A 24,983-nucleotide genomic window follows, 5' to 3' on the forward strand; every position below is an offset into this window, starting at 1 on the left:
CAATCCTGCAGACCGACAAATCATGCCGATAACGCCGATTTGACTTTTGTCGAGAGCCGTGACTAATGTCAGCCGAGGAGACGGCATGGCGATCCGACCGGCAGAACAGCTCATCCACAAGGCCGCCTGGCTTTACTATGCCCACGGCCTTCGCCAGGACGAAGTGGCGACCCAGCTCAAGATTTCGCGGGCGTCCGTCGCCATGTATCTGCGCAAGGCGCGCGAGACCGGCATCGTCAACATCTCGACCTCGACGCAGCTGTTCACCGATGACGTGACCGCGCGTAGGCTGGAGGACGCCTTCGCGCTCGACGCCGTATGGATCGCGCCGGAAAATGCCTATGTCGCCGATCCCTCGACCGACATAGCAGTGCTGGCGGCGAGCGTCTTTCTGGAACTGGTGAAGAAAGGCGATCGCATCGGCGTCGCCTGGGGCCGCACCGTCTATACCATCGCCGACATCATGTCCTATGCCGATTTGCAGGACGTCACGGTGGTGCAGCTCTGCGGCAATCTCGGCGCGCCCTATTCCTACCGGCCTGACCAGTGCACGATGGAGATCGCGCGCCGGCTGAACGCCAAGGGCCTGAATTTCTACGCGCCCCTGGTGCTCTCGACCGAGGAACTGGCACAGGGCCTGCGCGCCGAGCCGGTGATCCGCGACCAGCTTGACGGCATCAGCAACTGCGACCTGGCGCTGTATTCCGTGGGCACGGTCGATTCGGACAGCCATGTCGTGAAATGCGGCGCGCTCAATCCCGCCGAAATGCGCGACTTGCGCAGCCGAGGTGCTGCCGGCGTCATCGCCGGGCAGATCATCGACCAGAAAGGCGAAGCGCTCGACTGCAGCTACAACCGACGCGTCATTTCCGCCGAGCTCGCGTCGCTGCGCGCCATCGAGAAGCGGCTGATGGTGGTGCAGGAGGACAGCAAGTTCGAGCCGCTGCTGGCAGCTATGACCGGTGGACTCTGCACGCATCTGGTGATCGGCGCCCGCATGGCCGAACGCCTTCTCGAGCACGCCGGAATGGCCAGCAAGAAGGCTTCCTAGAAGAATCACCCTCGCCGCTTCTGTCATCAGGACGTCGCGGCCTATGTTTCATGAGCAGCAAGAAGACGGACATCGGACGGAACGAAATGAAGAACCTTTGGAACGACGCCGACGCGGAAAAGATGGTTGCGGACTATGGCAGGAAGGGTGTCGGCCGCGACCTGGCTCTGCGCGTCTACACGACCCGCCTTCTTGGCGGCGAGCCGCGGCTGGTGCTGCATGGCGGCGGCAATACCTCGTGCAAGACCAGGGCCACCGACCTCATCGGCGACGAATGGGACGTGCTCTGCGTCAAAGGCAGCGGCTGGGACATGGCGGTCATCGAGCCACAGGGACTGCCGGCGGTGAAGATGGGCGCGCTGCTGAAAGCCCGCGCTCTTGCCAAGCTTTCGGACGAGGACATGGTGGCGCTGCAGCGCTCCAACCTCATCGACCCTTCCTCGCCAAACCCGTCGGTCGAGACGCTGCTCCACGCCTTCCTGCCGCACAAATTCGTCGATCACACGCATTCGACTGCCGTTCTCGCCATTGTCGACCAGGAAGACAGCAAGGCGCTGGTGAAGACGGTGTTCGGCGAGAAGATGGGCTATGTGCCCTACATCATGCCAGGCTTCGACCTGGCCAAGGCAGCCGGTGATGTCTTTGACGCCGACTCGAGCGTCGAGGGTCTGATCCTCGACAAGCACGGCATCTTCACCTTCGGCGACGATGCCAAACAGGCTTACGACCGGATGATCCACTATGTGACGGTCGCCGAGGACTATGTCGCGAAGAACGGCAAGGCCAAGGCGGCAAAGGCGGCGCTGCCGGCGAAACTGGCCAGGCCGAGCGATATCGCGCCGATGCTGCGCGGCGCGGTGGCTGTTGCGCGCGGCGAAGGCCGCTTCGACCGCATGATCAGCGATTTCCGCACATCCGATGCGATCGTCGATTTCATCAATTCGGCCGGGATCGCCGAGCTGGCCGCACGCGGCGTGTCGACGCCGGATCTTTCGATCCGCATCAAGACCGGGCCGATGGCCGTGCCGGCGCCAGACGCCGACGCGCTCGGCGACTACAAGGCCGTCATCCGAAGCCATGTCGAGGCTTTCGCCAAGGATTACCGCGCCTATTTCGAGACCAATGACGCGCTCGACAACGTCAAGCGCACCATGCTCGACCCGATGCCGCGGCTGACGCTGGTCCCGGGCCTCGGCATGTTCGGTCATGGCCGCACATTGAAGGATGCCAAGATCGCCTCCGACATCGGCGAGATGTGGATCGAGGCGGTGCGCGGTGCGGAGGCCATCGGCAATTTCCAGCCGCTCTCCAAGGCCGACCTCTTCCCGCTCGAATACTGGTCGCTGGAGCAGGCCAAGCTCGCCTCCAACAAGCCGAAGCCGCTGACCGGCCAGGTCGTGCTGATCACCGGCGGCGGCGGCGCGATCGGCGCCGCGACGGCCAAGCTCTTCGCCGCCAACGGCGCGCATGCGGTCGTCGTCGACCTCGATCCCGCCAAGGCCGCGGAGGCGGCAAAGGCGGCCGGAAACAATTCGATCGGCGTCGGCGCCGACATCACCAATCCGGCCGAGATGCGGGCTGCCTTCGACAAAGCGGTCGCGGTCTATGGCGGCGTCGACATCCTGGTCTCCAACGCCGGGGCTGCCTGGGAAGGACGGATCGGCGAGCTCGACGACGCCACCCTGCGCAAGAGCTTCGAGCTCAATTTCTTCGCCCATCAGTCGGCGGCGCAGAATGCGGTGCGCATCATGCTGGAACAGGGCACCGGCGGCGTGCTGCTTTTCAACACCTCCAAGCAGGCGATCAATCCCGGGCCGAAATTCGGCGCCTACGGCCTGCCGAAGGCCGCAACGCTGTTTTTGTCCAGGCAATATGCGCTGGACTATGGCGCGCATGGCATCCGCTCCAACGCGGTCAACGCCGATCGCATCCGCTCGGGTCTGCTGACCGACGCCATGATTGCCAGCCGCTCCGGCGCGCGCGGCGTGTCTGAGAAGGAATACATGTCCGGCAACCTGCTCGGACAGGAGGTGACGGCCGAGGACGTGGCGCAGGCCTTCCTGCATCAGGCGCTCGCCGATCGCACCACCGCCGACGTGACGACGGTGGACGGCGGGAATATTGCGGCGGCGCTGCGGTAGGCGTCGAAGCAGCACCCCAGCAAAAGAGCGGCCTCGAGCCGCTCTTTTCTTTTGCCTGCCTCATTCGACAGCATTGTGCTGCCTACCCTGCGCTGGCCAGGTCAAAATCCCGCTTCAATCTTTTCCTTGGGTTCTTCGGCTTGAAGGCTCAACGGAATCTCGTATACGAGTATACGAGATCGATCGATTCGATTTCCAGCCCATCAACGTGACTACTGTGGAGATATCGATGGCGGCGAAAAGACTGCGGATTGGCGTGCTCTTTGGTGGCCGGTCCGCCGAGCACGACGTGTCGGTGCTTTCAGCGACCAATGTCATGCGCGCGCTGGAGCCCGCCAGATATGATGCCGTTCCGATCTTCGTCACCCGTGAAGGGCAATGGCTGCTGAGCCGCTTCGAAGACGGAGTGCTGGCGAAACCTTCGAGCGGCTCGGAGGTCTGTCTTGTGCCGGGCGGGCATGGACGGATGCTGGAGATCCCGGCCGACGGGCCGCCTCACGAACTGCCCAGCATCGACATCCTGTTTCCGGTCCTGCACGGTCTTCATGGCGAGGATGGTGCGGCTCAGGGGCTGGCGGAAGTGGCGCGCGTGCCGCTTGCCGGCTGCGGCATCCTGGGATCGGCCACGGCGCTCGACAAGGACATCGCCAAGCGGCTGCTGATGGCAGCGGGCCTGCCTGTCGCCCGGTCGATCACGATCCTGCCCGAAGCCACGCCGGCCTTCGCCGAAATCGCCAACGCGCTCGGCACGCCGATGTTCATCAAGCCGGCGCGCCAGGGCTCATCCGTCGGCGTCAGCAAGGTTGCGAGCGACAAGGACTACGAGGCGGCGCTGGCCGAGGGGTTGAGGCATGACGGCAAGCTGCTGGCGGAGGAGTTCATCCGCGGCCGCGAGATCGAATGCAGCGTGCTGGAAGACACGCAAGGCGGTCTCTTCGTCTCCCGTCCCGGCGAGATCGTGCCGGCCGAAAGCCACGGCTTCTACAGCTACGACGCCAAATACATCGACAAGGACGGCGCGGCACTGAAGGTGCCTGCCGAACTGCCCGGCGCAATCGAAGCAGAGATCCGCGAGACGGCGGCAAAAGCGTTCCGGGCGCTCGGCTGCGATGCAATGGCTCGCGTCGACTTTTTCGTGAGGCCAGACATGACGTTCCTGATCAACGAACTCAACACCATTCCCGGCTTCACAGACATCAGCATGTACGCCAAGGCAATGGCGGCAAGCGGCGTCAGCTATCCGGAGGTCATCGACCGGCTGGTGGCCCATGGACTGGTGCGGGCCGGGCGGACGGGCTGAGAGCAGGACGTGGCTCAGGCCTTCCTACGCTTCAGGCAATTGGCCGAGCGTATGACTTGCGGTGCCCAGCGGCTACAACATAGCGGCGTCGTTTGGGGCGCCAAACCTGCCCGAAAGTACCGGCACGCGTAGGAGAAATTGTACCTATTTTGCGATCTAAGCGATTTGTGTTTTTGGGTAGCGCCCGTATGTAGCCTGTAGGCACTTTTGATAAAGACTGAATATCTCGTCCTGCGTCATCCCTTTGACATCTGAACTGGTCGAAAAGATGAATTTCGCCAGATCGAGAGCTACGCGCTGATGTGTCCCGACACCTGTTTCGACGATGGTTGCCTCGGCCATTGATTCTCTCCGCCTTAATTTTGATCACCATAATCAAACGTGGGGCCTAGTTACAAGAGAACGCTGCAGACCACTCGAGAATTCAGTACTAGCTGTCAGCCTTCTCAGGCACATGGCGAGGGATAATCCGCATCTGATCGGCGATATCGGGCTGACAAAGAAAGAGGTCGAGGCCGAGATCGCGAAACTGCCCTTCTGGCAGCAATGAGGCCGCAACATTCGCCTTAGAAAGACAGAGAGCGGCCCGCGGGACCGCTCTCTTCATTTGCGACTGCCCGAACTTTACTTGGTGTTCGGGTTCGGCATCCAGGCCGGCATGGCGACATCAGCATGGGCGAACTGCGGCAGCTTGGCCGACAGATCCTCCATGTTCTTGATGTCCTTGTCGATCAGCTCCTTCTGGGTGATCAGCGTCGGCGGCACGATGACATTGTGGCCGGGATCCTCACCGGCGAGCAGCTGCGCCAGCGCGCGCACCGAGACCTGGCCGACGACGGCCGGGTTGGTGGCGGCGGTGGCGGCCCAGGCGCTGTCGGGCTCGCGCATCGCGGCAATATCTGATGTCGAGATGTCGGCCGAGTAGATCTTGATGTCCTTGTTCAGGCTGGCCTCGTCGACGGCGATCTTCACACCCTTTGCGAACTCGTCATAGGGCGCGAACATCACCTTGATGTCGGGATGCGCCTGCAGCACCGAACGCGCCTGGTTGGCGACGGAATTGGCGATCGGGTTGTCGAGCGTGCCGAACATGGCGACCTCGCTGATGCCCGAGTGCTTCTTCTTCACGTCCACCCAGGTCTCGTTGCGGCGGTCGAGCGGCGCGATGCCTGCCACGTAGACGTAGCCCGCCTTCCAGCTCTCGCCATTGTCCTTGACCGCCTGCTCCAGCGCCAGGCGCGCGAGGTCGCGGTCGGACTGCTCGATCTGCGGGATCTTCGGGTTCTCGACATTGACGTCGAAGGCCACGACCTTGATGCCGGCATCAACGGCGCGCTGGGCGGCGTCCTTCATCGATTCCGTCAGGCCGTGCTGGATGATGATGCCCTGCACGCCGAGTGCGATGGCCTGGTCGACCATGTCGGCCTGGAGCGCCGCGTCCTGGCGGCTGTCCAGCACGCGCAGATCGATGCCGAGCGCCTTGGCCTGCGCCTCGACGCCGGAGAGGTAGGCCTGGAAGAAGTCGCCGGTCGAGAGATAGCGCACCAGGGCGATCTTGACGCCGGGCTTGTCGAAGGGCGCCGGACGATCCGCTGCCAATGCGGTGCCCTGCATCAGCAGTGCCGCGCCTGCAAGGCCGAGTGCGGCCTTCCCGAAAAGTCTTCTTGTGATGCTCACTTCGTTTTCCTCCGTTGTTTTGTTCAATCTGCCCCGGTCGAAAACTATCTCTTGCCCCTGCCGGAAAGGGCGAAGGTGAAGACAAGGGCGACGACGAGAACCGCGCCCTTGACGAAATCCTGCGTGTAGTAAGGGGCGTTCATCATCGTCAGGCCTTGCAGGAGGACGCCGACGAAGACCGCGCCGACGGCCGTGCCGAAGGCGTTGGGCTTGGCGGCGCCGAGCACCGCGTAGCCGATGAGTGCGGCGGCGACAGCGTCGAGCAAGAGATTATTACCCGAGGCGATATCGCCGCGTCCAAGCCGGGCGGCGAGCAAAATCCCGCCGATCGAGGCAAAAACTCCCGAAATGACATAGGCCCAGATCTTGTATGCCTTGACAGGCGCGCCGGCGAGTTCGGCCGCGCGCTCGTTGGACCCGACCGCGTACATCATGCGGCCGAAACGGGTGTATTCGAGGAAGAACCAGATCACCACCGCAAGCATGATCAGCACCACCACCGAGACCGGGATGAGGTTCGGGATGAAGAAGTCGACGCGGTGACGGCCGAGCGCCAGGAAGGCCTCGCTGAACTTGCCATTGGCGACCGAGCCGTCGGGCATGGTCATCCCGGTGGCGATCGAACGGCCCTCGGTCGGGATGCGCTGCAGGCCAAGCAGCAGGAACATCATGCCGAGCGTCGCGAGCAGGTCCGGCACGCGCATGTAGACGATCAGCCAGCCATTGATCAGGCCGACGGCGACGCCAATGACTAGGCAGGCAATGACGGCGACGATGGCGTTCTGCTCCAGCACCACCATGGCGTAGGAGGCCGCCATCATGGCGCTGGTGGCGACCGATCCGATCGACAGGTCGAAACCGCCGACGACCAGCGTGGCGGTGACGCCGAGCGCCAAAATGCCGGTGATCGCCACCGACTGGAAGATGAAGACGGCGCTCTGCGGCGAGACGAAACCGTCGGCGGCGATCGCGAAATAGGCGATCAGCCCGAAGAGCAGGATGATGAAGCCATAGCGGATGGCATAGTCGCGCAATGTCATCGAACGCTCCCGCGCAGTTGCCCTCTCCGCCAAACTGGAACTCATGCCTGCACTCCAAATCTCGTCATCCGGCGATGTCACGCGGCGCTGTGAAGCGGCCCGCCGGCCACCTCCGCCAGTAGGCGGTCGAGGTCGATATCGGCATTCCTGTGCTCGCCGACAATCGTGTGTTCGGACATCACCAGGATGCGGTCGGCGGTCTCCAGCGCCTCGTCGAGCTCGGTGACGAAGAGAAGCGTAGCGCGGCCGTCGGCGCTTGCCCGCAACTTCGCGGCGATGTCGCGCCTGGCCGAAATGTCGACGCCCTGGAACGGCTCGTCGAGGATGAACAGCCGCGAGGCCTGCGACATCCAGCGCGCCACCATCACCTTCTGCTGGTTGCCGCCCGAAAGCGCCGAGAGCTCGTCCTTCTCGGAGCGGCAGACGATGCCGAGCTCGACGATCTGGCGGCGCGCCACAGCCCGTTCGGCGCGCTTCTTCATGACTCCGAGGCCCGACATGCGCTTGAGGAACGGCAGGCTGATGTTGCGCTCGATGTTGAAGCCGCTGACGATGCCGCTGGCTGCGCGATCCTTGGCGACGAGGTAGACGCCGGCGGCGATCGCCTCGCGCGCCGACTGAGGCGCGTAGGACTTGCCGTCCATATGCATGGCGCCGGCAAGCGGGCTGCGCACGCCGAACAAGGTTTCGGCAAGCGCTGTCTTGCCGACGCCGACCAGGCCGGTGATCGCCACCACCTCGCCGGCGCCGAGCGTCATCGAGATCGGCTTCGATCCTTGCGCGATCTGCAGGCCTTCGGCGCGGAAAACTGCGCGCGCCGAGCTTCTGGCAACGACCCGGTCGAGATGGATCTTGCGGCCGAGCATGGCGTTGACGGCGCCTTCATAGTCGAGCGGCTTCGTGTCGAAGACGCCGGAGATGACGCCGTCGCGCATCGAGACGATGCGGTCGGCAAGGCGCCTGATGTCCGACATGCGATGCGAGATGTAGAGAATGGCGACGCCCTGCCCGCGCAGCCGGTCGATCAGCGAAAACAGCCGGTCGGCTTCGGCGCTCGACAGCGAGGAGGTCGGTTCGTCGAGGATCAGCACCTTGGGCCGATGCGCCATCGCCCGGGCGATCGCCACCATCTGGCGGTCAGCCAGCGAAAGGTCGGCAACGCGTGCCCTGAGATCGATCGCCAGTCCCATGCGGTCGGCAACGGCCCTGGCCTCAGCACGAACATTGGCGGGCTTGAACAACAGCGAGGCGCCCTTGCCGCTCAGCCTGTCCAGCGTCAGATTGGTGGCGACGTCGAGATCGGCCACCACGCCGTCATTGATGTTCTGATGCACGGTGACGACGCCCGCGCGGATGGCCTCTGCCGGCGTCTTCGGGTCAAAGGCCATACCGGCGAGCCGCATCGTGCCGCCGTCGCGGTCGTAGACGCCGCTGACGATCTTGACCAGGGTGGATTTGCCGGCGCCGTTGGCGCCCATCAGCACGATCACCTGACCGGCAAAGATCTCGAGCGAGACGCCGCCAAGCACCTCGTTGTGGCCGAAGGATTTCCTCAAGCCCTCCACACGGAACACGGCGTCTGCGCCCATTCGTTCCTCCCTGACGTCGACGCTATGGGCTCGCTCGTCAATTGTCAACACGATTGACAATTGACAAAGCGCTACCTAGCTTGGCCCCGCCGCCATGGCTCCGCTATCGTTGGAAAAGATGAGCAGGAGGGTGAGGATGACCGAGACGAAGCCTTTTGAAGCATTGTCGGTGGAGACGCTGGCGAGCCGCCTTGGCGAGAACGAAGCGCTGACCGAGCGGATCGGTAGCGATGCCGGCCAGTGGAAGGTGCGCGAAGTCGGCGACGGCAATCTGAACCTCGTTTTCATCGTCGAGGGCGACAAGGGCGCCGCCGTGGTCAAGCAGGCGCTGCCCTATGTACGGCTGGTCGGCGACAGCTGGCCGTTGCCGTTGAAGCGCTCCTTCTTCGAATATCATGCGCTGACCAGGCAGGAGGCGCGGGCGCCGGGCTCGGTACCGGCGATCTACCATTTCGACGAGACCCAGGCGCTGATCGTCATGGAGTATCTGTCGCCGCACATCATTCTCAGGCGCGCGCTGATCGAAGGACGCGAGCTGCCGAACATCGCGCTCGACATCGGCTTGTTCATGGCCCGCACGCTGTTTCGCGGCTCCGACCTGTCGATGGCGGCAAAGGAGCGCAAGGCCGATCTCGCTTTGTTCGCCGACAATGTCGAGCTCTGCGACATCACCGAGAACCTGGTGTTCTCCGACCCCTATTGCGATGCCAGCATGAACCGGCACACCAGCCCGCAGCTTGACGGCCTGGTGGCCGAGCTGCGCGCCGACCGCAACCTCAAGGTCGAAGCGCAGCGGCTGAAGCACCTTTTCGCCGCCAATGCCGAGACGCTGCTGCACGGCGACCTGCATTCCGGTTCGATCATGGTCACCGACAACGAGACCCGTATGATCGATCCGGAATTCGCCTTCTACGGCCCGATCGCCTTCGACGTCGGCATGCTGCTCGCCAATTTCTGGATGGCCTTCTTCTCTCAGCGCGGTCATGAGGAAAAAGGCAGCCGGGACTCGATGCGAGCCTACCTGCTCAAGGTCACCGCCGAGACCTGGGCCATTTTCCGCGCCGAGTTCTCGCATCTGTGGCGGACAGAGCGCACCGGGATGCTCTACCAGAGGAGCCTGTTCGAGGATCAGGGCGACCGGCTCGGCTCGGAGCAGGCGCTCGACCACATGCTGTCGGGCATCTGGACCGACCTGCTCGGCTTTGCCGGCATCGAGGTGCACAGGCGCATACTCGGCCTCGCGCACAACGCCGATTTCGAGACCATTGCCGAGCCGGATCTGCGCGCCACATGTGAGGCCAAGGCGCTGCGCTTCGGCCGCCATATCGCCGTCAACCGGCGCCGGATCCACAGCATCGACGAGGTCAACAATCTGGCCGCGCTGATCGAACAGGAGAGCGGAATTTGAACGTCGGCGACCGCCACTACCGCACGATCTGGCTGAGCGACGACAAACGCTCGGTCGAGATCATCGACCAGCGCTGGCTGCCGCATGAGTTCCGCATCGAGAGGATCGGAACCGTCGCCGGGATCGCCACGGCCATCCGTGACATGTGGGTGCGCGGCGCCCCGCTGATCGGCGTCACCGCCGCCTATGGCGTCGCCATCCAGATGAGGGACGATGCGTCGGACGAAGCACTCGACGCGGCGTGGGAAACCCTGCACGAGACGCGGCCGACGGCGATCAACCTGCGCTGGGCGCTGGACGAGATGAAACGCTTTTTGAAACCGCTCGCGCCCGAACAGCGCGCCGAGGCCGCCTATCGGCGCGCCGCCGAGATCGCCGACGAGGATGTCGGGCTGAACCGCGCCATCGGCGAGAACGGGCTTGCCATCATCAAGGAGATCGCCGCGCGCAAGCAGCCGGGCGAGACCGTCAACATCCTGACCCATTGCAATGCCGGCTGGCTGGCGACGGTCGACTACGGCACTGCTACCGCGCCGATCTATCTGGCGACCGAGGCCGGCATTCCCGTGCATGTCTATGTCGACGAGACCAGGCCGCGCAACCAGGGCGCCCAGTTGACGGCCTGGGAGATGGCCGGCCACGGGGTGCCGCACACGTTGATCGTCGACAATGCCGGCGGCCACCTGATGCAGCATGGCGACATCGACATGGTGATCGTCGGCACCGACCGCACCACCGCCAATGGCGACGTCTGCAACAAGATCGGCACCTATCTCAAAGCGCTCGCCGCCGCTGACAACGACGTCCCCTTCTACGTCGCGCTCCCCTCGCCCACCATCGACTGGACGGTCGGCGACGGGCTTGCCGAGATTCCGATCGAGCAGCGCTCCGGCGACGAAGTCTCGCTGGTCTGGGGCAAGACGGCCGACGGCAAGGTCGCGCAGGTGCGCGTCTCGCCCGACGCGACGCCGGCGGCCAACCCCGCCTTCGACGTGACCCCGGCGCGGCTGGTGACCGGCCTGATCACCGAGCGCGGCGTGGCGAACGCCTCGCGCGAGGCCCTGAAGGCGATGTTTCCCGAGCGCGGCTGAGCGTTTTCGGCGAAATTTGTCACCGGTTACCGGGCAAACGCGCGGCAACGCGCCTCATGGCCGGCATTTCCATCATTCCGTAACAAGAGTTGCTTCGGCGAAGGTTGTGGTCCAGCGGGATTCCGGCCAGAAGCATCCGGCCGGCCGACGAGCGGACGGCCTATGGAACACAGGCTCGAAACCAGCTTACGGGAGACTACTGGGTGGCTCGCATCACATTGAGACAATTGCTCGACCATGCCGCCGAACACGGCTATGGCGTGCCTGCCTTCAACATGAACAACATGGAACAGGGGCTCGCCATCATGGAGGCGGCCGAGGAGACCAAGTCGCCGGTCATCCTGCAGGCCAGCCGCGGCGCGCGCGCCTATGCCAATGACGTGGTGCTGGCCAAGCTGATCGATGCGCTGGTCGAGATCCACCCCGACATTCCGGTCTGCATGCACCTCGACCATGGCAACAACGAAGCGACCTGCGTCACCGCGATCCAGTACGGCTTCACCTCGGTGATGATGGATGGCTCGCTCAAGGAAGACGGCAAGTCGCCGGCCGACTATGCCTATAATTCCGGCATCACCCGGCGCGTCGTCGACATGGCGCATTGGGGCGGCGTCTCGGTGGAAGGCGAGATCGGCGTTCTCGGCTCGCTGGAGAGCGGCGGCGGCGAGCAGGAAGACGGCCATGGCGTCGAAGGCGAAATCAGCCACGATCAGTTGCTCACCGACCCGGTGCAGGCCGAGCAGTTCGTGCGCGACACGCATGTCGACGCGCTGGCGGTCGCCATGGGCACCAGCCACGGCGCCTACAAATTCTCGCGCAAGCCGGACGGCGCGGTGCTGGCCATGAACGTGATCGAGGAGATCCACCGCCGCCTGCCCAACATGCATCTGGTCATGCACGGCTCGTCGTCGGTGCCGGAAGAGCTGCAGGAGATCATCAACAAGTATGGCGGCCAGATGAAGCCGACCTGGGGCGTGCCGGTCGAAGAAATCCAGCGCGGCATCAAGCACGGCGTGCGCAAGATCAACATAGACACCGACAACCGCATGGCGCTGACCGGCGCGATCCGCAAAGTGCTGACCGAGAACCCCAGCGAGTTCGACCCGCGCAAATATCTGACGCCGGCCATGGCCGCGATGAAGAAGCTCTGCAAGGAGCGCTTCGAGCAGTTCGGCACCGCCGGCAACGCGCCGAAGATCAAACCGATTCCGCTGTCGGACATGGCCAAGCGCTACAAGTCGGGCAGCCTCGATCCGAAATTCGGCTAGGCGACCATCTCCCGCGACCGGCTGACCTCGGTCGCGGGAAGCCTATCCGCTTCCTTGGCGGCGCGCATCGCTGCCCGGTGAAGAGGCGTTTGCGAAGTCGAAGGACGTCGCAGCGGAACCATCGGCGGTCAAGCTAAGTTGAACAGTCCAGACGCAACGGAGGGCGCGGCTGCGCTGCCCTGACGGACGATGTTCGACCCGCTTTGCTGCGACATGCCGCTTCACCCGACCTGGCCGGACCTCGTCGCGCGGCTGCTGCTGACATTGCTGGCCGGTTTCCTGATCGGCCTGAACCGCGAGGCGCGCGGCCATTCGGCAGGGCTGCGGACGACCATTCTCGTCGGCCTTGCCGCCGCCGTTGCCATGGTGCAGGCCAACATGCTGCTCGACGTCGTCGGCAAGGGTCCGGATTCGTTCGTGCGCATGGATGTGATGCGCTTTGCGCTCGGCGTGCTCACGGGCGTCGGCTTCATCGGCGGCGGCGCCATCCTGCGCCGCGGCGACCTCGTCACCGGCGTCACCACCGCCGCGACCATGTGGATCATGACGATGATCGGGCTCGCCTTCGGTGGCGGCCAGTACGGCCTCGGCGCGACCGCGACGGTGCTGACGCTGGTGACGCTGCAGGCGTTGAAATGGGTCGATCTGCAGATTTCCCGCGACCACAAGGCGATCGTCTCGGTCTCTTGGCCGAAGAGTTCACCACCCGATCTTCAAGAAATGGTGCAGCCACTCGGTTACACCGCCCGCTTCGTCGGCATGGAGCACAATGCCAGCCGCGACAGCTTCGTATATTCCTTCAAGCTCGAGTGGAAGCAGCCCGATGCGCTCGAACCGGCGACGGCCGTGCTCGCAGTGATCGGCCAACATTGCGCGGTCGAGCGGTTCGAAATGATCGGCGAGAAGCCGTCCTGAGCCAGCCCCAAATTCGCCCAAGCTACTCGGCCGGGTTTGGCGTTTCGGCGTCGGCGCGAACGAGCTTGATATCCGCGCCAGCCGCCCAGGCACCGATATCCTCGCGGCGCAGTGCGGCCGCCATCATGTCGGGGAAATGGTCCGGCGTGCAGGCAAAGACCGGGATGCCGAGCGCCGCCACCGAACCGGCCATGGAAGGATCGTATCCGGGCCGGCCCTGGTCGGTGAGCGCCAGCAGCACCACGACATTGACGCCCGACCGCACCAGCGTGGCCAGTCGGCGAAGCAGTTCCTGGCCGTTGCCGCCTTCGTAGAGATCGGTGATCAGTATGAAATGAGCCTTGGTCGGCCGCTCGATGCGCTCGGCGCAATAGGCCACCGCCTGGTTGATGTCCGTGCCGCCGCCGAGCTGGACGCCGAACAGCACCTCGACCGGATCGCTGAGCTCTTCCGTCAGGTCGACGATGGCGGTGTCGAAGCAGACCAGCTTGGTGCGCACCACCGGCAGCGAGGCCATGACGGCAGCAAAAATCGAGGCGTAGATGACCGAGCTCGCCATCGAGCCTGACTGGTCAACGCAGAGCGTCACTTCGTCGAGATCGACCAACCGGCGCTGGCGGCGCATGAAGCCGACCAGCTTTTCCGGCACCACGGTCTTGTGCTCCGGCTGGTAGTGGCGAAGGTTCGCGGCGATGGTGCGCGGCCAGTCGATGTCGCGTTGCCGCGGCCGGTTGGTTGCGCTTGGAGCGGTCGAGAGCGTCGCGTATCGCCTCGGCTGTCTTCTGCTCGAGCCGCTGCATCAGCTTGGCGACAATGTCGGAAATGATCGAGCGGGCGATGTCCTTGGTCTTGTCCGGCATGGCCGAGCGCAGCGAGACCAGATCGGCAACGAGATTGACGTCGGCCTCGATCGCCTTGAGGAATTCCGGCTCCATCAGCATCTGCTTCAGGTTCAGCCGCTCGAAGGCGTCCTTCTGGACGATCTGGACGACCTGCTCGGGGAAGAAAGAGCGAATGTCGCCCATCCATTGCGCAACACGCGGCGCCGAGCGGCCAAGCCCCCCGCGCCGCTTGCGCGGGTCGCCGGCGGTGTCGCCGCTGCCGTCGCCGTAAAGCGCATCGAGTGCCGCCGAAAGCTCGCGGTCTTCCGCCGACAGCGCCGACGAAGTCTCATCGTCGGCACCGATTGCCAGCCGCCAGCGGCGCTCCCGCGGCCCTTCCGTCGGATCCAGTTCCGGCCCGATCGTTTCCTCATCCATTGTGGGCCTCCCCTGCAAGCAGCCTGCCCAGGAGACCAAAATGCCGGCGCCAGGCTTCACCACCATCCGGCGCCGGGGTCAGCCCGGCGGGCAGGCTTGCTCTTTTGCCAAGCACGGCTTCGATCAGGCGCCGGCGCTCCATGCTGTCCAGGTTGGAAAAGACGCGGCGCAGCAACGGCAAATGCGCTACGAATGCCTCCTCGTCCAGCGAAGCCAGCCAGGCATCGACGGCGCCGCGCAGGCCTTCGTCATAGATCAGTCTCTGGCCGGCACCGCTGAAAAAGCCCTCAAAGAAGGCGGCGGCATCGGCGATCGGCGTTCCGGGCGACAGGCGCATCCCCAGCAGGTCGGCCGCGGCTTCAGCGGACAGCAGACCGGCCTCGTAGAGCAGATGCGCGGCGCAGCCGGCGACGAGCGCCGTCGAGCGCGACGAATCGAGCACGGCCGCCAGGCCAGTGCGCCAAGCCTCCAGGACATGCTCGTCCGGCTCCACCAGCCTGATCGCCTCGTCGGCCTTGCGCATCGCCCCCATGAGCGCGCCGGCAGCCTGCGCGTCGAGATCGCGGGCGGCGTAGGGCAGCGCGATCGAACCCTCGATGATCAGCCGCTCCAGCAGGCCGGCGAGGCGCTCCGTCTCTGTCTTGCGCGCTTCGCCGTAGCGGATGATGTCGGCGAGCGGCGGCACCGAGGCCAGGAGTTCCAGACATTCGCTGCTGTGCGCCGCTTTTTCCTCGAGCGCAGCGAGGCCGGCCGCGGAGGCCTCGCTCAGCGCGGCGGTGATGGCGCCCTGGACCAGCGTGGCAAGCGTATCGAGCGTCAAAGCAGCGCCGATCATCTGGACGAGGCGGCCGTTGGCGGCCTTCTCGATCGTCGGGCCATAAACCAGGTTCTCCACCAGGCGAACGGCATATTCCGGCTGCCAGGCCAGCATCCAGCGCTCGCGGAAGGTGCCACGGCTGCGGCCGGTATCCGTCAGCCTGCCCCAGTTCACGCCAAGCACGTTCAGCCGGTGCAGCAGCGTCGATCGGAAGAGCCCGCTTTCGCTGCGCAGGTCGACGGAGAGTTCCCGCTCCAGCGCTTCGGGTTTCAGCCGGGCCGCTTTCTGGCTCCTCTGCAAATCGTCGATCAGCGGCGCGAGCGGCGTATCGGGCGGAATCTCGCCGACATCGGCGCGAAGCAGCAGTTCCGCCTCGACCATCTTCCACAGCAAGGCTTCGCCGTTGAAGAGGGCGGCGATCGATGCGTCCCGCAGTTCCTCGAAACCCGGCTTCGGCCGTTCGCGGATGGCGGCCAGCGCCCGCGCCAGGCGCTCGGCTTCGATCAGTGAGGCCGTCGAGATCATATGGCCCTTGGCCCGGAGCACCGCGGCGATCCGCGCGAGCCACAGGACCGAGGCGTCGTCCTGCCCCCGCGTCTGCCACAGGTGCTTGCACCAGCCGGGGGCGACGACGCCGGCGCCGTAACCATAGCCCAGCGCCAGGCGCGGTCCCGTCCATGGCGCGAAGGTCATCATGGTCTTGCGCCGGCCGATGCCCTTGAGCAGCGCCTGGTCGCTTTTTTGCGTATGCGCCGTCTGCAAGGCCGGCACATGCCAGGCGCCGCAGACGACCGCCAGCGGGCCTTCGAATTCCTTGCGCGCGGCGGCGATCTCCAGCCGCATATGCGCTTCACGCATGGCCTCGAATTTGCCGATCGAGGCCTCGCCCTCGCGCAGCGTCGTCATCGCATCGGCGATGGCCGCGAAGATCGGGCCGGGCTCCGGATTCTGCTCGATGATGTCCGACCACCAGCTTTCGCCGTCTTCATAGCCAGCGGCGCGCGCCAACATGCCGATCGGATCATGGACGGGCGATATTTCTTCGCCCGGTGCCGTGCCATCAGCTTCGGCCGCATCGGCATCTGCCGGATTGTCAGGCGCCATCTCGGCCAGGCGCGCCGCCGACGGCAGGTCGATGAAGCGCAACGCTGCCTTGTTGGCGACGGCCCAAAGCGCTGCCTGATACTCCGGCGAGAATTCGGCGAAGGGCCAAAAGCTGGTCGCGGCGGGATCGTCCTCCGGATAACAGAGCAGCGCCACCGGCGGCTTCATGTCGGGGCTGGCGAGCAGCGGCAGCAGCGGCGAAGCGTCCGTCGGCCCTTCGATCAGCACGGCGACCGGCTGCAATTCCTGCAACGCCTTGACCAGGCTATCGGCGGAGCCTGGCCCATGATGGCGGATGCCGAAATAGCTGATGCCGGCTTGCGTCATGCTCAGATGGCCGCATTGAGCGCCGCATAATAGCCGGCATAGTCCGGCCGCTTCTTCAGCACCGTCTCGAGATATTCCTCCAGCACTACCTTGTCCTGGACCGGATCCTTGACGATCGCGCCGACGAGGCTGGGCGCAAGGCCCTCCGCGTTGAGCTTGCCGCCGTCGAACCACGCTGCCTGGCTGAGGCCGCCGATCATGGTGGCAATCGCCTCGGCGGTGGAGAGCGAGCCTGACGGCGTCTTCAACGTCACCTTGCCGTCTGATGTCGCGCCGGAGCGCAGCTCGCGGAAGATGGTGAGCACGCGGGCGATCTCCTCGCCGACATTCTTCGGCACCGGCAGATCCAGCCCCCCTGCCATCTCGCCAACGCGCCTGGAGACGATGGAGACTTCTTCCGCCATGTCGTCCGGCAGCGGCAGCACCACGACGTTGAACCGCCGCTTCAGCGCCGAGGACAGTTCGTTGACGCCCTTGTCGCGGTTGTTGGCGGTGGCGATGATGTTGAAGCCGCGCTGCGCATAAATCGAGGTGTTCAGCTCCGGTACCGGCATCATCTTTTCGGACAGCACGGTGATCAGCGTATCCTGGACGTCGGAGCCCATGCGCGTCAGCTCTTCGAGGCGGCAGAGCTTGCCTTCCTGCATGGCGCGGTAGAGCGGCGTCGGCACCAGCGCCTCCTGGCTCGGGCCCTTCGCCAGCAGTTGGGCATAGTTCCAGCCGTAGCGGATCTGGTTCTCGTCGGTGCCGGCGGTGCATTGCACGATCAGCGTCGAGTTTCCCATGATGGCGCCGGCGAGATGTTCCGAGACCCAGGATTTTGCCGTTCCGGGAACGCCGAGCAGGAGCAGCGCCCGGTCGGTCGCGAGCGTCGCGACCGCCGTTTCCATCAATTGCCGGCGGCCGACATATTTCGGGGTGATAAGCGTGCCGTCGCTCGCCTTGCCGCCCATCAGATAGGTCAACACGGCTCTCGGCGACAGGCTCCAGCCGGCAGGCTTCTGGCGGTCGTCGCCGCGGGCGAGCGCCTGCAGTTCGGAGGCGTAGAGCTGCTCGGCCGGAAGGCGGATGGCTGCGTTCATGCGATCTTCTCCGGGTTGATCATCTGACGATTTGGGAAGGATTTTCGGCCAGTGCCGCATTGAGGCGCAGCAGGCCAAGCGATGGCGAGGCGGGCGGCAGGCCGGCTGCAACTAAATCTTCGATCAGTCTCGTCGCAGCTGTTGCGGTAGCAAGAAAGCCCATTATCTCGAGGAAGTCGTGAACTCCTTGCCGCATGGCATCGTCGTTTCCACCAATGATGGAACGCAACGCTGGGAGCACTTGCCCATTCGTCAGGTCGTCCCAGTCCAGCCAGCCAGCGTCGAGGTTTTCCGCCAGATTGAGCATTCCGAGGTAGTTCGCCTGCTTAAGGATCAACCGGACCAGCACACGTTTTCGGCGATTGTCCAAGCGCGGCGTCAATTGAAGCGCGCGAAACACATGCTTGCCACCTTCGGCGACAAGCATGTCGGCCATATGCGCCACCGCAGTGTCGCTGCCGGAGGCGGCTACCATGCGCGAGAGCAGGATATCGGCATTGTGGTCGGTGCCGAACTGCCAGCCCGTGATGAAGTCGACCTCCGTGACCCCGAACCGGGCAGCGAGATCGACCAGATTGCAGAGCTCGAACAACTCGGCGCGCCGCTGCTCCTGCGCGTGCGATTTGGTCTTCACCGGGCCGAATGTGGTGCGGCGGCGGATGAAGCCGGCCTTGCCTTCCTCAATGAAGCCGGCAAGTTCGGTGACTGGAACGTCAGGCCCAGCCTCGCCATGTTCGCCCAGCATCGCCAACATGCGGCCCGCCAGTTCGCGGACTTTGCCGGAGCGGTCGGTCGCAAGGCTTTTCAGGAATGGCGCATCGTCGGGACCGAGGCCGATGCGGATGAGCTCGACCAGCGACAGCCTGACTTCGGCCGATTCAGCCGATGCCTTGGCTTCGATCAGCAGCCGGGCGGCGGCCGGATCGCTCCGGCGCATCGCGGCCAGCGCGACGCGCCGAGCGGCGGGGTAGAAGTCGGCCCAGTTTCCGGCGCTCAGCTTCTCATGCGAGCCTTGCCGTTCCTGTTCGGCGCTTGTCTGCCAATCGATCCACGGCGCATAGACGTCCGGGGCGTTCTGATCAGATGCCGCGGGTATCCAGTCCATCGGATGCGTGACGTAGCCGCGGCTGGCCACTAGCTTGATCACCAGCGTCTTGCGCCTGGCATCCGCTGCTTGCCTCAGCGCCGCCCGCAGCAACGGGCGCAGCCGATCGGGAAGCATCGGCAGCGCGAGCACGGGCAATGGCGGGCGACGCTTCAAGGTCTTGGGCGCGGCCGGCCGAAGCGCGACGTCCAGCGCCTGCGCGGCGATCGCCAGAAGCCGCCGCTCCTGTTCGTCCGAAGTCGAGGCGGCGGCGACATGCTTCCATTCGACCGGGGCCAGTTCGAAAACGGCGCCACCCGAAATCCAGCCGTCGCGCAGCCTCGCCAGCCCTGCCTGCTCCAGCTCGTTCATGACAGATCGAGCCTCCCGATGTTGCTTTGCGATGCCAGCAACTCGAGCCTGGCGCCATTCCAGAGTGCGGCGGTGGCTGTGAGTTCGATGCCGAGCAGGGTCTGGTTGACCGTGCCCTCCACGGGCAGGGCGATGGCGCTCGGACCGCTTCCCGCCTGCCACCAGGCACCGTCTCTTTCATCCGTCAGAATGGCGCCAGCCGGCAGGATGACCGGGCAGTCGGAGAGCCAGGGCGCATTGTCCTGGAAGGTCGAATACGCCTCCAGCGGATCGCCGGCAGCGCCCTGGCTAAAAACGGGCCACGCTGCCCCTGAGGTCACATCCCCCAGTCGTTCCGCCACCAGCGCCCGCAGCGGATTGCGGGAGGGATAGAACACGAGCCTCGCCTTGAACCGATCACCGGGCGCAAAAGCGCCAGACCGCCGGCCGGCCGAGGCTGGGAAGAAGTCGAGCAGGACGGCGAAGCGCGGCGTCAGGCTCTGCAGATCGAGCAGCCAGGTCGCGTGGCTGACCAGACCATCGCGGCGGGTCTCGATCTTCTCGCCGAGCACCTCCCAGTCGCTCTCGACCTGCACGGCATCCGGATTGGCGAGGATCTGCTCGCGGGTCTCCGACGTTGAAACCAGGCGTTTCAGCTCGGCGTCGTCGGGCGCGGCGCGCCATGCCTTGGCAAGCAGCACCAGTTTGCCGAGCTCACGGATCGCGGCATCGGGCCGTTCCTCGCTGCGCAGCGCCATCAGCCGCGCCGGCAGCTCGTCGATGCGGCCCGCAAGCGCGGTCGCCTTGAGGTCGACAAGCCGTGCGGCGATGCGACGGCAGCGCTCGCTGCACGCCTCGACAAACCCGGCAAGGCCGAGCCGAAGCTGGTCGGCAATCCACTGGTCGAGCTCGTCGAGCGCGGCCGAGACCGCGCTGCGCGTGTCCTCGGCCCGCTTGCGCTGAGCTGCCTCGCGGCGTTCGGCAGCTGCGGCGTCTTCAACGGGATCGCTCTGCTCGGGCCGCGACGCCTCGTCGATGCTTTTGACTTGCGAATCGGCCGCCGTCTGCGTCGGCTGCGGACTGGGCTTGCGACGCCGGCCAAGCCAGTCAGTTACCCACTCCGGCGTCTGATCAACACGATCGAAGCTGACGGGCGCCGTGGCGCAGATCCACGCCAATGCAAGAATGTGCTTGCACGGAAACTTTCTCGACGGACAGGTGCATTTGTTGCCGTGATCGCGGAGGTCGAACACGACGCGGTAGGGATTGGACCCCGAGCCCTGGCATTCGCCCCAGACGAGCCCCAGCTGTTCGTTCGTCTCGAGCCGGGGCCAGTTCGATCGCTTGGTCAGCTTGGCCGCGGCGGCGAGCGATGCCTGGTCGGGCGCGAGCGCCTCGATCGTTTTCAAGTCCAGCTGCAAGCCGCGCCCTCACCCCCGAAGCATGACGTCGCAAGATAGATAACTGTTTGCGGCGCGCTGGTGTAGCTCCAGCAACGGCAAAGTTGGCACGTTGTCTAACGTTTCGTTGCCGTGGCGAACTGACGGGCCAACCGATGATACGCCTTCACGCGCTAGCAGCCGTCGACCGAGCGGGGCTGGCTGATGAGGAATTTTCTGACTCAAAGAAAAAGGCCGGGCGCGAAAAGCGGCCCGGCCAAAAATGAAGGTCATAACCTTCAGAGGGGAACATCGTCCGGCGCAATGGGAGGAGAACGCCAGACGATGCCCTCTATTTGGGGCGTGAGCGGTGTATTTTCCACGAACGAAATTCCAAAAACTGACGCGAAGGTGAAAAAAAATCGCTCGCAGGAAGCAAATCTTCAGCCGGCGGCCGCGGCGCTCTCGAGGAGATCGGCATAGTGCCGCCGCGCCACGTCGGGATGGGATCTCAGCCGGCTCTTCAGCACATTGGTGCCGACATTGCGAAACAGCGGGTTGTCCGGATCACTTGCCGGGCCGCGCGCTTCAGCCGCCAGTTCCTCCGGCAAATCGAGCAGCGGGATCGTCGCGTCGAGCCGGGCGCTGAAGAAGAACGGAACCGAAATCCGCTCCACCCCGGCCGGCGGCGTGATGACGCGGTGGACCGTTGCCCTCAGATAGCCGTTGGACGCCAGTTCGAGCAGTTCGCCGATATTGACCACCAGCGTCTGCGGGATCGGATCGACGTCCACCCAGCGCCCGTCATACTCGACCTGCAGGCCCTTGTTCTCGTCCTGCAGAAGCAGGGTCAAGAAGCCGCCGTCCTTGTGCGCGCCGACGCCCTGGTCGTCGCCGTTGGCATCGCGGCCTGGGTAGCGAACGATCTTCATGCGGTGATTGGGCTCGCCGCGGTAGATCGGATCGAAGGCATCCTCCGCCTGGTCGAGGGAGAGCGCAAAAGCCTTGAGCAGGCGGATTGCCACCTCCGTTGCCTTGGCCTGCCAGGCAAGCAGCGCCGGCTTCAGGTCGGGAAGTGCTGCCGGCCACTGGTTCGGGCCCTGCAGGCGCGTCCAGGCAGGCACGCCGGGCCCTTGCGGGATCGGCGCGCGCTCGACGCCTATGTCAAGCTGCTCACGCCAGTCCGCCTTGCCCTTGGTCAGTTCGCCGCCGGCGCGCGTATAGCCGCGGAACTGCGACGACTTCACCATTTCAATGGCGAGCTTGTCTGCCTCCGGCAAGGCAAAGAAGCGCCGCGCGGCGCCGAGCACGGCATCGATGTCCGGCTGCGTTATGCCGTGACCGCTGAGATAGAAAAAGCCGACGTCGCGGGCAGCGGTGCGCAGGTCGACGAGAAAGGTTCGCCGTTCCGACTCGCCCTGGTCGAGACGATCGAGATCAAGCACCGGGACTATTCGCGCCATGGCCAGGCTCCTTTGCGGGACTTATCCTGCACGATGACATGGGCACCACCGCAGTCCAAGCGACGCGCCGACCAAACTCGATGCCGATGGCGCAAAGTCGGCATTCTATTTCGGCTCATCGAGCAAATTGCGTTCGAAATCGCCCTGGCCGGGCGCCAGCAGGTTCAGAACGTCTCCACCCATGGCCTGAGCTCGACCTCGAAGCTCCAAGCGCTGCGATGCTGGCGATGGACCGAGAGATAAGTCTCGGCGATCGCGTCCGGCGAGAGGCGGCGATCCGGCCGGTCCGGCTCGGCAGCCTGCCCGCGCGGCTCGATCTGGCCATCGATGATGAAATGCGCAACGTGGATGTTCTTCGGGGCGAGTTCACGCGCCATCGACTGCGCCAGCCCGCGCAAGCCGAATTTCGGCATGGCAAAACCGGCCGAGCCGGAAAAGCCCTTGAGGCTTGCGGTAGCGCCGGTGAACAGGATCGAACCGGAGCCGCGCGTCAAGAGCCGGCGCGCCGCCTGTTGGCCAACCAGGAAGCCGCCATAGCCGCCGACGAGCAGCGCCTGCTTCACCGCCTCGGGGTCGAGCTCGGCGATCGGGCCGCGCGTACGCCCGCTGGCGTTGAAGACGGCGATTTCCAGCGGACCGGCTTTGTCCGCAGCCTCGAACAGGCGTGCGACGGAGGCGGCGTCCGCCACATCGGTCTCGACCGCCTGCGCGCCGGTCTCATCGACCAGCGCGGCAAGCTTGTCGACATTGCGTGCGGCAAGGACGACGCGAAAGCCTTGCTTGCTGAGGAGCCGTGCCAGCGAAGCGCTGAGGCCCTGCCCGGCGCCTGCAATCACTGCAACATTGGCTGCCATGGGTTTCCTCCTTGCGATGACATTGCGGGCGGTGCCGACCTTCACAAGCTCGCGCCTTGCGCGACAGGAAGCAAGAAAGGCGCCAATCCATTTCCGGTATCTGGCGCAAAAGAGCCGCCGACCCATGCGACGATCGCCGGCGATCGCGAAGGACTTGCCTGTCGGACCGATCCGTCCGACATCTGCTCCAGCGGCGATTCGAGGAAGCGATCATGGAAGCAATCTGGGCCGTCGGCCTGATGACCGGCACGGTGCTTGACGGCAATATCGACGTAGCGCTGATCAAGACCGACGGCGAGCGCATCGCCGATTTCGGCACCTATACTCTAGCCCCCTACCCGCAACCGATCCGCAGCCTGCTCGAGGAGACGCTGCGCCAGGCGCGCGCCTGGAATTTCGACGGCCCGGAACCGGCGATCTTTCGTGAGGCGGAAGAAGCGCTCACACGCGCGCAGTCGGCGGCGGTCAAGAGCCTCGTCGCGAGCTATGGGCTGACCACGGCCGATATCGGCGTGGTCGGCTTCCATGGCCAGACCGTGCTGCATCGCGCCCCCCAGCCGGGACGCATCGGCCGCACGCGCCAGTTGGGCGACGGCGAGCTGATGGCCGCCCTGCTCGGCACCAAGGTCGCCTATGACTTTCGTTCGGCCGATGTGGCGGCCGGTGGGCAAGGCGCGCCACTCGCCGCTTCCTATCACAGGGCGCTTCTGCGGGAGGCGGACGCCAGCGGCGATACCGCCGTGCTCAATCTCGGCGGCGTCGCCAACATTACCTGGTGGGATGGAAAGGACAACATCGTCGCCTTCGATACCGGGCCGGCCAACGCGCCGGTCAACGATTTCGTCAAGTCGAAGGGTCTCGGCGAGATGGACCGCGACGGCAAGCTTGCGGCGGTCGGCACGGTCGACGAGGCAAGACTTGGGCGGCTGCTGCAGCATCCCTATCTCACGGCACCCTATCCGAAATCCCTCGACCGCTTCGACTTCACGGCAGCCATGGCCGAGGGACTGGGCGTGGAGGATGGCGCCGCGACGCTGACGGCCTTCACCACCTCCGCCGTCGGCAAAGCGCTCGACCTGTTGCCGCGCCGGCCCAAGCGGCTGGCGGTCAGCGGCGGCGGCCGCCACAATCCGACGATGATGGCGATGCTCGGCCGCCGTGCCGGCGTCGAGGTGGTGCAGGCCGAGGCGCTCGGCTGGAAGGGCGACGCGGTGGAGGCCGAGTGCTTCGCATTCCTCGCGGTCCGGGTGCTGCGGGGCCTGCCAATCAGTTTCCCGAGCACGACCGGCGTGCCGCGGCCGATGAGCGGGGGAAGGCTCGCAGGTTAATCAGACAGTCTCTTCTGCAGGAAGATGCGGCTGCGGCCGACGGGAAAATCGGCGAGCGTGCCAAAGGGCTGGTAACCCTGGCGCTGATAGGCCTTGGCGGCGATCGGGTTGAAGGTGTCGATCCAGGCGCCCTGGCAGCCACGCGCCAGCGCTTCGCGTTCGGCTGCCTCCAGCATGGTGGCCGCCATGCGCCGGCCGCGCAGCTCTTCGTCAACCCAGAGCCACTGCACGAAGAGCCAGCCCCAGGCGGTGTAGCCGGAGACGCCGGCGACGATCGCCCCATCAGCGTCGCGCACGAAGATCGCCAGCGCTTTCCGGTCCGAGGCGCCGACATCGCCATCGTTGAAAGCCGTCAGCCTCTCGGCAAGAAAGGCGAGGTCCTGCGGCAAGGGCTCGGCGGTGATTTCGAGCGTCGTCTTCATCGGGCTTCGGTCCGGTTCGCAAACCAGCCTTAG

19 protein-coding genes and 2 pseudogenes are annotated in these 24,983 nt (G+C 65.0%); 9 read left to right on the forward strand and 12 right to left on the reverse strand.

Features of this window, described 5'->3' with window-relative positions; translation table 11 throughout:
* Positions 1-85: 85 nt before the first annotated feature.
* From EN818_RS25900 to EN818_RS25910, 3 genes are all read left to right on the forward strand, one after another.
* Positions 86-1,051: a sugar-binding transcriptional regulator gene (locus tag EN818_RS25900; protein ID WP_135905786.1), complete on the forward strand. Its 966-nt coding sequence runs from the start codon at positions 86-88 to the stop codon at positions 1,049-1,051.
* An 86-nt stretch (positions 1,052-1,137) separates the two neighbouring features.
* Positions 1,138-3,192: a bifunctional aldolase/short-chain dehydrogenase gene (locus EN818_RS25905; RefSeq protein WP_135905788.1), complete on the forward strand. Its 2,055-nt coding sequence runs from the start codon at positions 1,138-1,140 to the stop codon at positions 3,190-3,192.
* Positions 3,193-3,415: 223 nt separating this feature from the next.
* Positions 3,416-4,492, forward strand: coding sequence for a D-alanine--D-alanine ligase family protein (locus EN818_RS25910; protein ID WP_135905930.1), 1,077 nt, complete (start codon positions 3,416-3,418; stop codon positions 4,490-4,492).
* Positions 4,493-4,648: 156 nt separating this feature from the next.
* Here EN818_RS25910 and EN818_RS25915 read toward each other — a convergent pair whose 3' ends face one another.
* Positions 4,649-4,834, reverse strand: a complete 186-nt coding sequence (locus tag EN818_RS25915; protein ID WP_135905790.1) for a hypothetical protein — start codon at positions 4,832-4,834, stop codon at positions 4,649-4,651.
* A gap of 118 nt (positions 4,835-4,952) precedes the next feature.
* Between EN818_RS25915 and EN818_RS33815 the strand changes: the two are divergent.
* A pseudogene (locus EN818_RS33815) lies at positions 4,953-5,042 on the forward strand (DUF1127 domain-containing protein); the annotation flags it as partial.
* Positions 5,043-5,116: 74 nt separating this feature from the next.
* Here the strand turns inward: EN818_RS33815 and EN818_RS25925 are convergent.
* The 3 genes from EN818_RS25925 to EN818_RS25935 all read right to left on the reverse strand — a co-directional run bounded on the left by EN818_RS25925 (position 5,117) and on the right by EN818_RS25935 (position 8,798).
* Entirely contained in the window at positions 5,117-6,169 is a 1,053-nt protein-coding gene (locus EN818_RS25925) for a substrate-binding domain-containing protein (protein ID WP_135905792.1), read from the reverse strand.
* Between the two features lie 44 nt (positions 6,170-6,213).
* On the reverse strand, positions 6,214-7,209 hold the full coding sequence (locus tag EN818_RS25930; protein ID WP_135905932.1) for an ABC transporter permease: 996 nt from the start codon (positions 7,207-7,209) through the stop codon (positions 6,214-6,216).
* Positions 7,210-7,286: 77 nt separating this feature from the next.
* Positions 7,287-8,798 (reverse strand): sugar ABC transporter ATP-binding protein, encoded by a 1,512-nt coding sequence (locus EN818_RS25935; RefSeq protein ID WP_135905794.1) that lies wholly within the window; start codon positions 8,796-8,798, stop codon positions 7,287-7,289.
* Positions 8,799-8,934: 136 nt separating this feature from the next.
* Here EN818_RS25935 and mtnK point away from each other — a divergent pair, with 136 nt between their 5' ends.
* From mtnK to EN818_RS25955, 4 genes are all read left to right on the forward strand, one after another.
* On the forward strand, positions 8,935-10,206 hold the full coding sequence (mtnK, locus tag EN818_RS25940) for an S-methyl-5-thioribose kinase (RefSeq protein ID WP_135905796.1): 1,272 nt from the start codon (positions 8,935-8,937) through the stop codon (positions 10,204-10,206).
* The gene (mtnA, locus tag EN818_RS25945) at positions 10,203-11,297 is read left to right on the forward strand and encodes an S-methyl-5-thioribose-1-phosphate isomerase (RefSeq protein ID WP_135905798.1); all 1,095 of its coding nucleotides are present in this window, start codon (positions 10,203-10,205) and stop codon (positions 11,295-11,297) included. The genes mtnK and mtnA overlap by 4 nt, the downstream gene beginning before the upstream one ends.
* Positions 11,298-11,500: 203 nt before the next feature.
* Entirely contained in the window at positions 11,501-12,565 is a 1,065-nt protein-coding gene (gene fba, locus EN818_RS25950) for a class II fructose-bisphosphate aldolase (RefSeq protein WP_129553147.1), read from the forward strand.
* Positions 12,566-12,754: 189 nt separating this feature from the next.
* On the forward strand, positions 12,755-13,480 hold the full coding sequence (locus tag EN818_RS25955) for an MgtC/SapB family protein (protein ID WP_135905800.1): 726 nt from the start codon (positions 12,755-12,757) through the stop codon (positions 13,478-13,480).
* Between the two features lie 22 nt (positions 13,481-13,502).
* Here EN818_RS25955 and EN818_RS25960 read toward each other — a convergent pair.
* From EN818_RS25960 to EN818_RS25990, 7 genes and pseudogenes are all read right to left on the reverse strand, one after another.
* Positions 13,503-14,739, reverse strand: a pseudogene (locus EN818_RS25960) (VWA domain-containing protein).
* A complete protein-coding gene (locus tag EN818_RS25965; RefSeq protein ID WP_135905802.1) occupies positions 14,732-16,987 on the reverse strand; it encodes a DUF5682 family protein in 2,256 nt (751 codons plus the stop codon). The pseudogene EN818_RS25960 and the gene EN818_RS25965 overlap by 8 nt, the downstream one beginning before the upstream one ends.
* 2 nt (positions 16,988-16,989) lie before the next feature.
* Complete coding sequence (locus EN818_RS25970; RefSeq protein WP_135905804.1) at positions 16,990-18,069, reverse strand: AAA family ATPase; 1,080 nt, start codon at positions 18,067-18,069, stop codon at positions 16,990-16,992.
* Between the two features lie 19 nt (positions 18,070-18,088).
* Complete coding sequence (locus EN818_RS25975; RefSeq protein ID WP_135905806.1) at positions 18,089-19,525, reverse strand: DUF5691 domain-containing protein; 1,437 nt, start codon at positions 19,523-19,525, stop codon at positions 18,089-18,091.
* Positions 19,522-20,913, reverse strand: coding sequence for an SWIM zinc finger family protein (locus EN818_RS25980; RefSeq protein ID WP_245518876.1), 1,392 nt, complete (start codon positions 20,911-20,913; stop codon positions 19,522-19,524). Before EN818_RS25980 ends, EN818_RS25975 begins: the two co-directional genes overlap by 4 nt.
* 413 nt (positions 20,914-21,326) lie before the next feature.
* Complete coding sequence (locus EN818_RS25985; RefSeq protein WP_135905810.1) at positions 21,327-22,346, reverse strand: isopenicillin N synthase family oxygenase; 1,020 nt, start codon at positions 22,344-22,346, stop codon at positions 21,327-21,329.
* A 164-nt stretch (positions 22,347-22,510) separates the two neighbouring features.
* Entirely contained in the window at positions 22,511-23,200 is a 690-nt protein-coding gene (locus EN818_RS25990) for an SDR family NAD(P)-dependent oxidoreductase (RefSeq protein WP_135905812.1), read from the reverse strand.
* A 212-nt stretch (positions 23,201-23,412) separates the two neighbouring features.
* On the opposite strand from EN818_RS25990, the gene EN818_RS25995 reads away from it, so the two are divergent.
* Positions 23,413-24,528: an anhydro-N-acetylmuramic acid kinase gene (locus EN818_RS25995; protein ID WP_135905814.1), complete on the forward strand. Its 1,116-nt coding sequence runs from the start codon at positions 23,413-23,415 to the stop codon at positions 24,526-24,528.
* Here EN818_RS25995 and EN818_RS26000 read toward each other — a convergent pair.
* Positions 24,525-24,950, reverse strand: coding sequence for a GNAT family N-acetyltransferase (locus EN818_RS26000; RefSeq protein WP_135905816.1), 426 nt, complete (start codon positions 24,948-24,950; stop codon positions 24,525-24,527). The genes EN818_RS25995 and EN818_RS26000 overlap by 4 nt on opposite strands.
* Positions 24,951-24,983: the final 33 nt, after the last annotated feature.

Origin of the sequence: Mesorhizobium sp. M3A.F.Ca.ET.175.01.1.1 (genome assembly GCF_004791945.1) — a bacterium.
GTDB lineage: Bacteria > Pseudomonadota > Alphaproteobacteria > Rhizobiales > Rhizobiaceae > Mesorhizobium.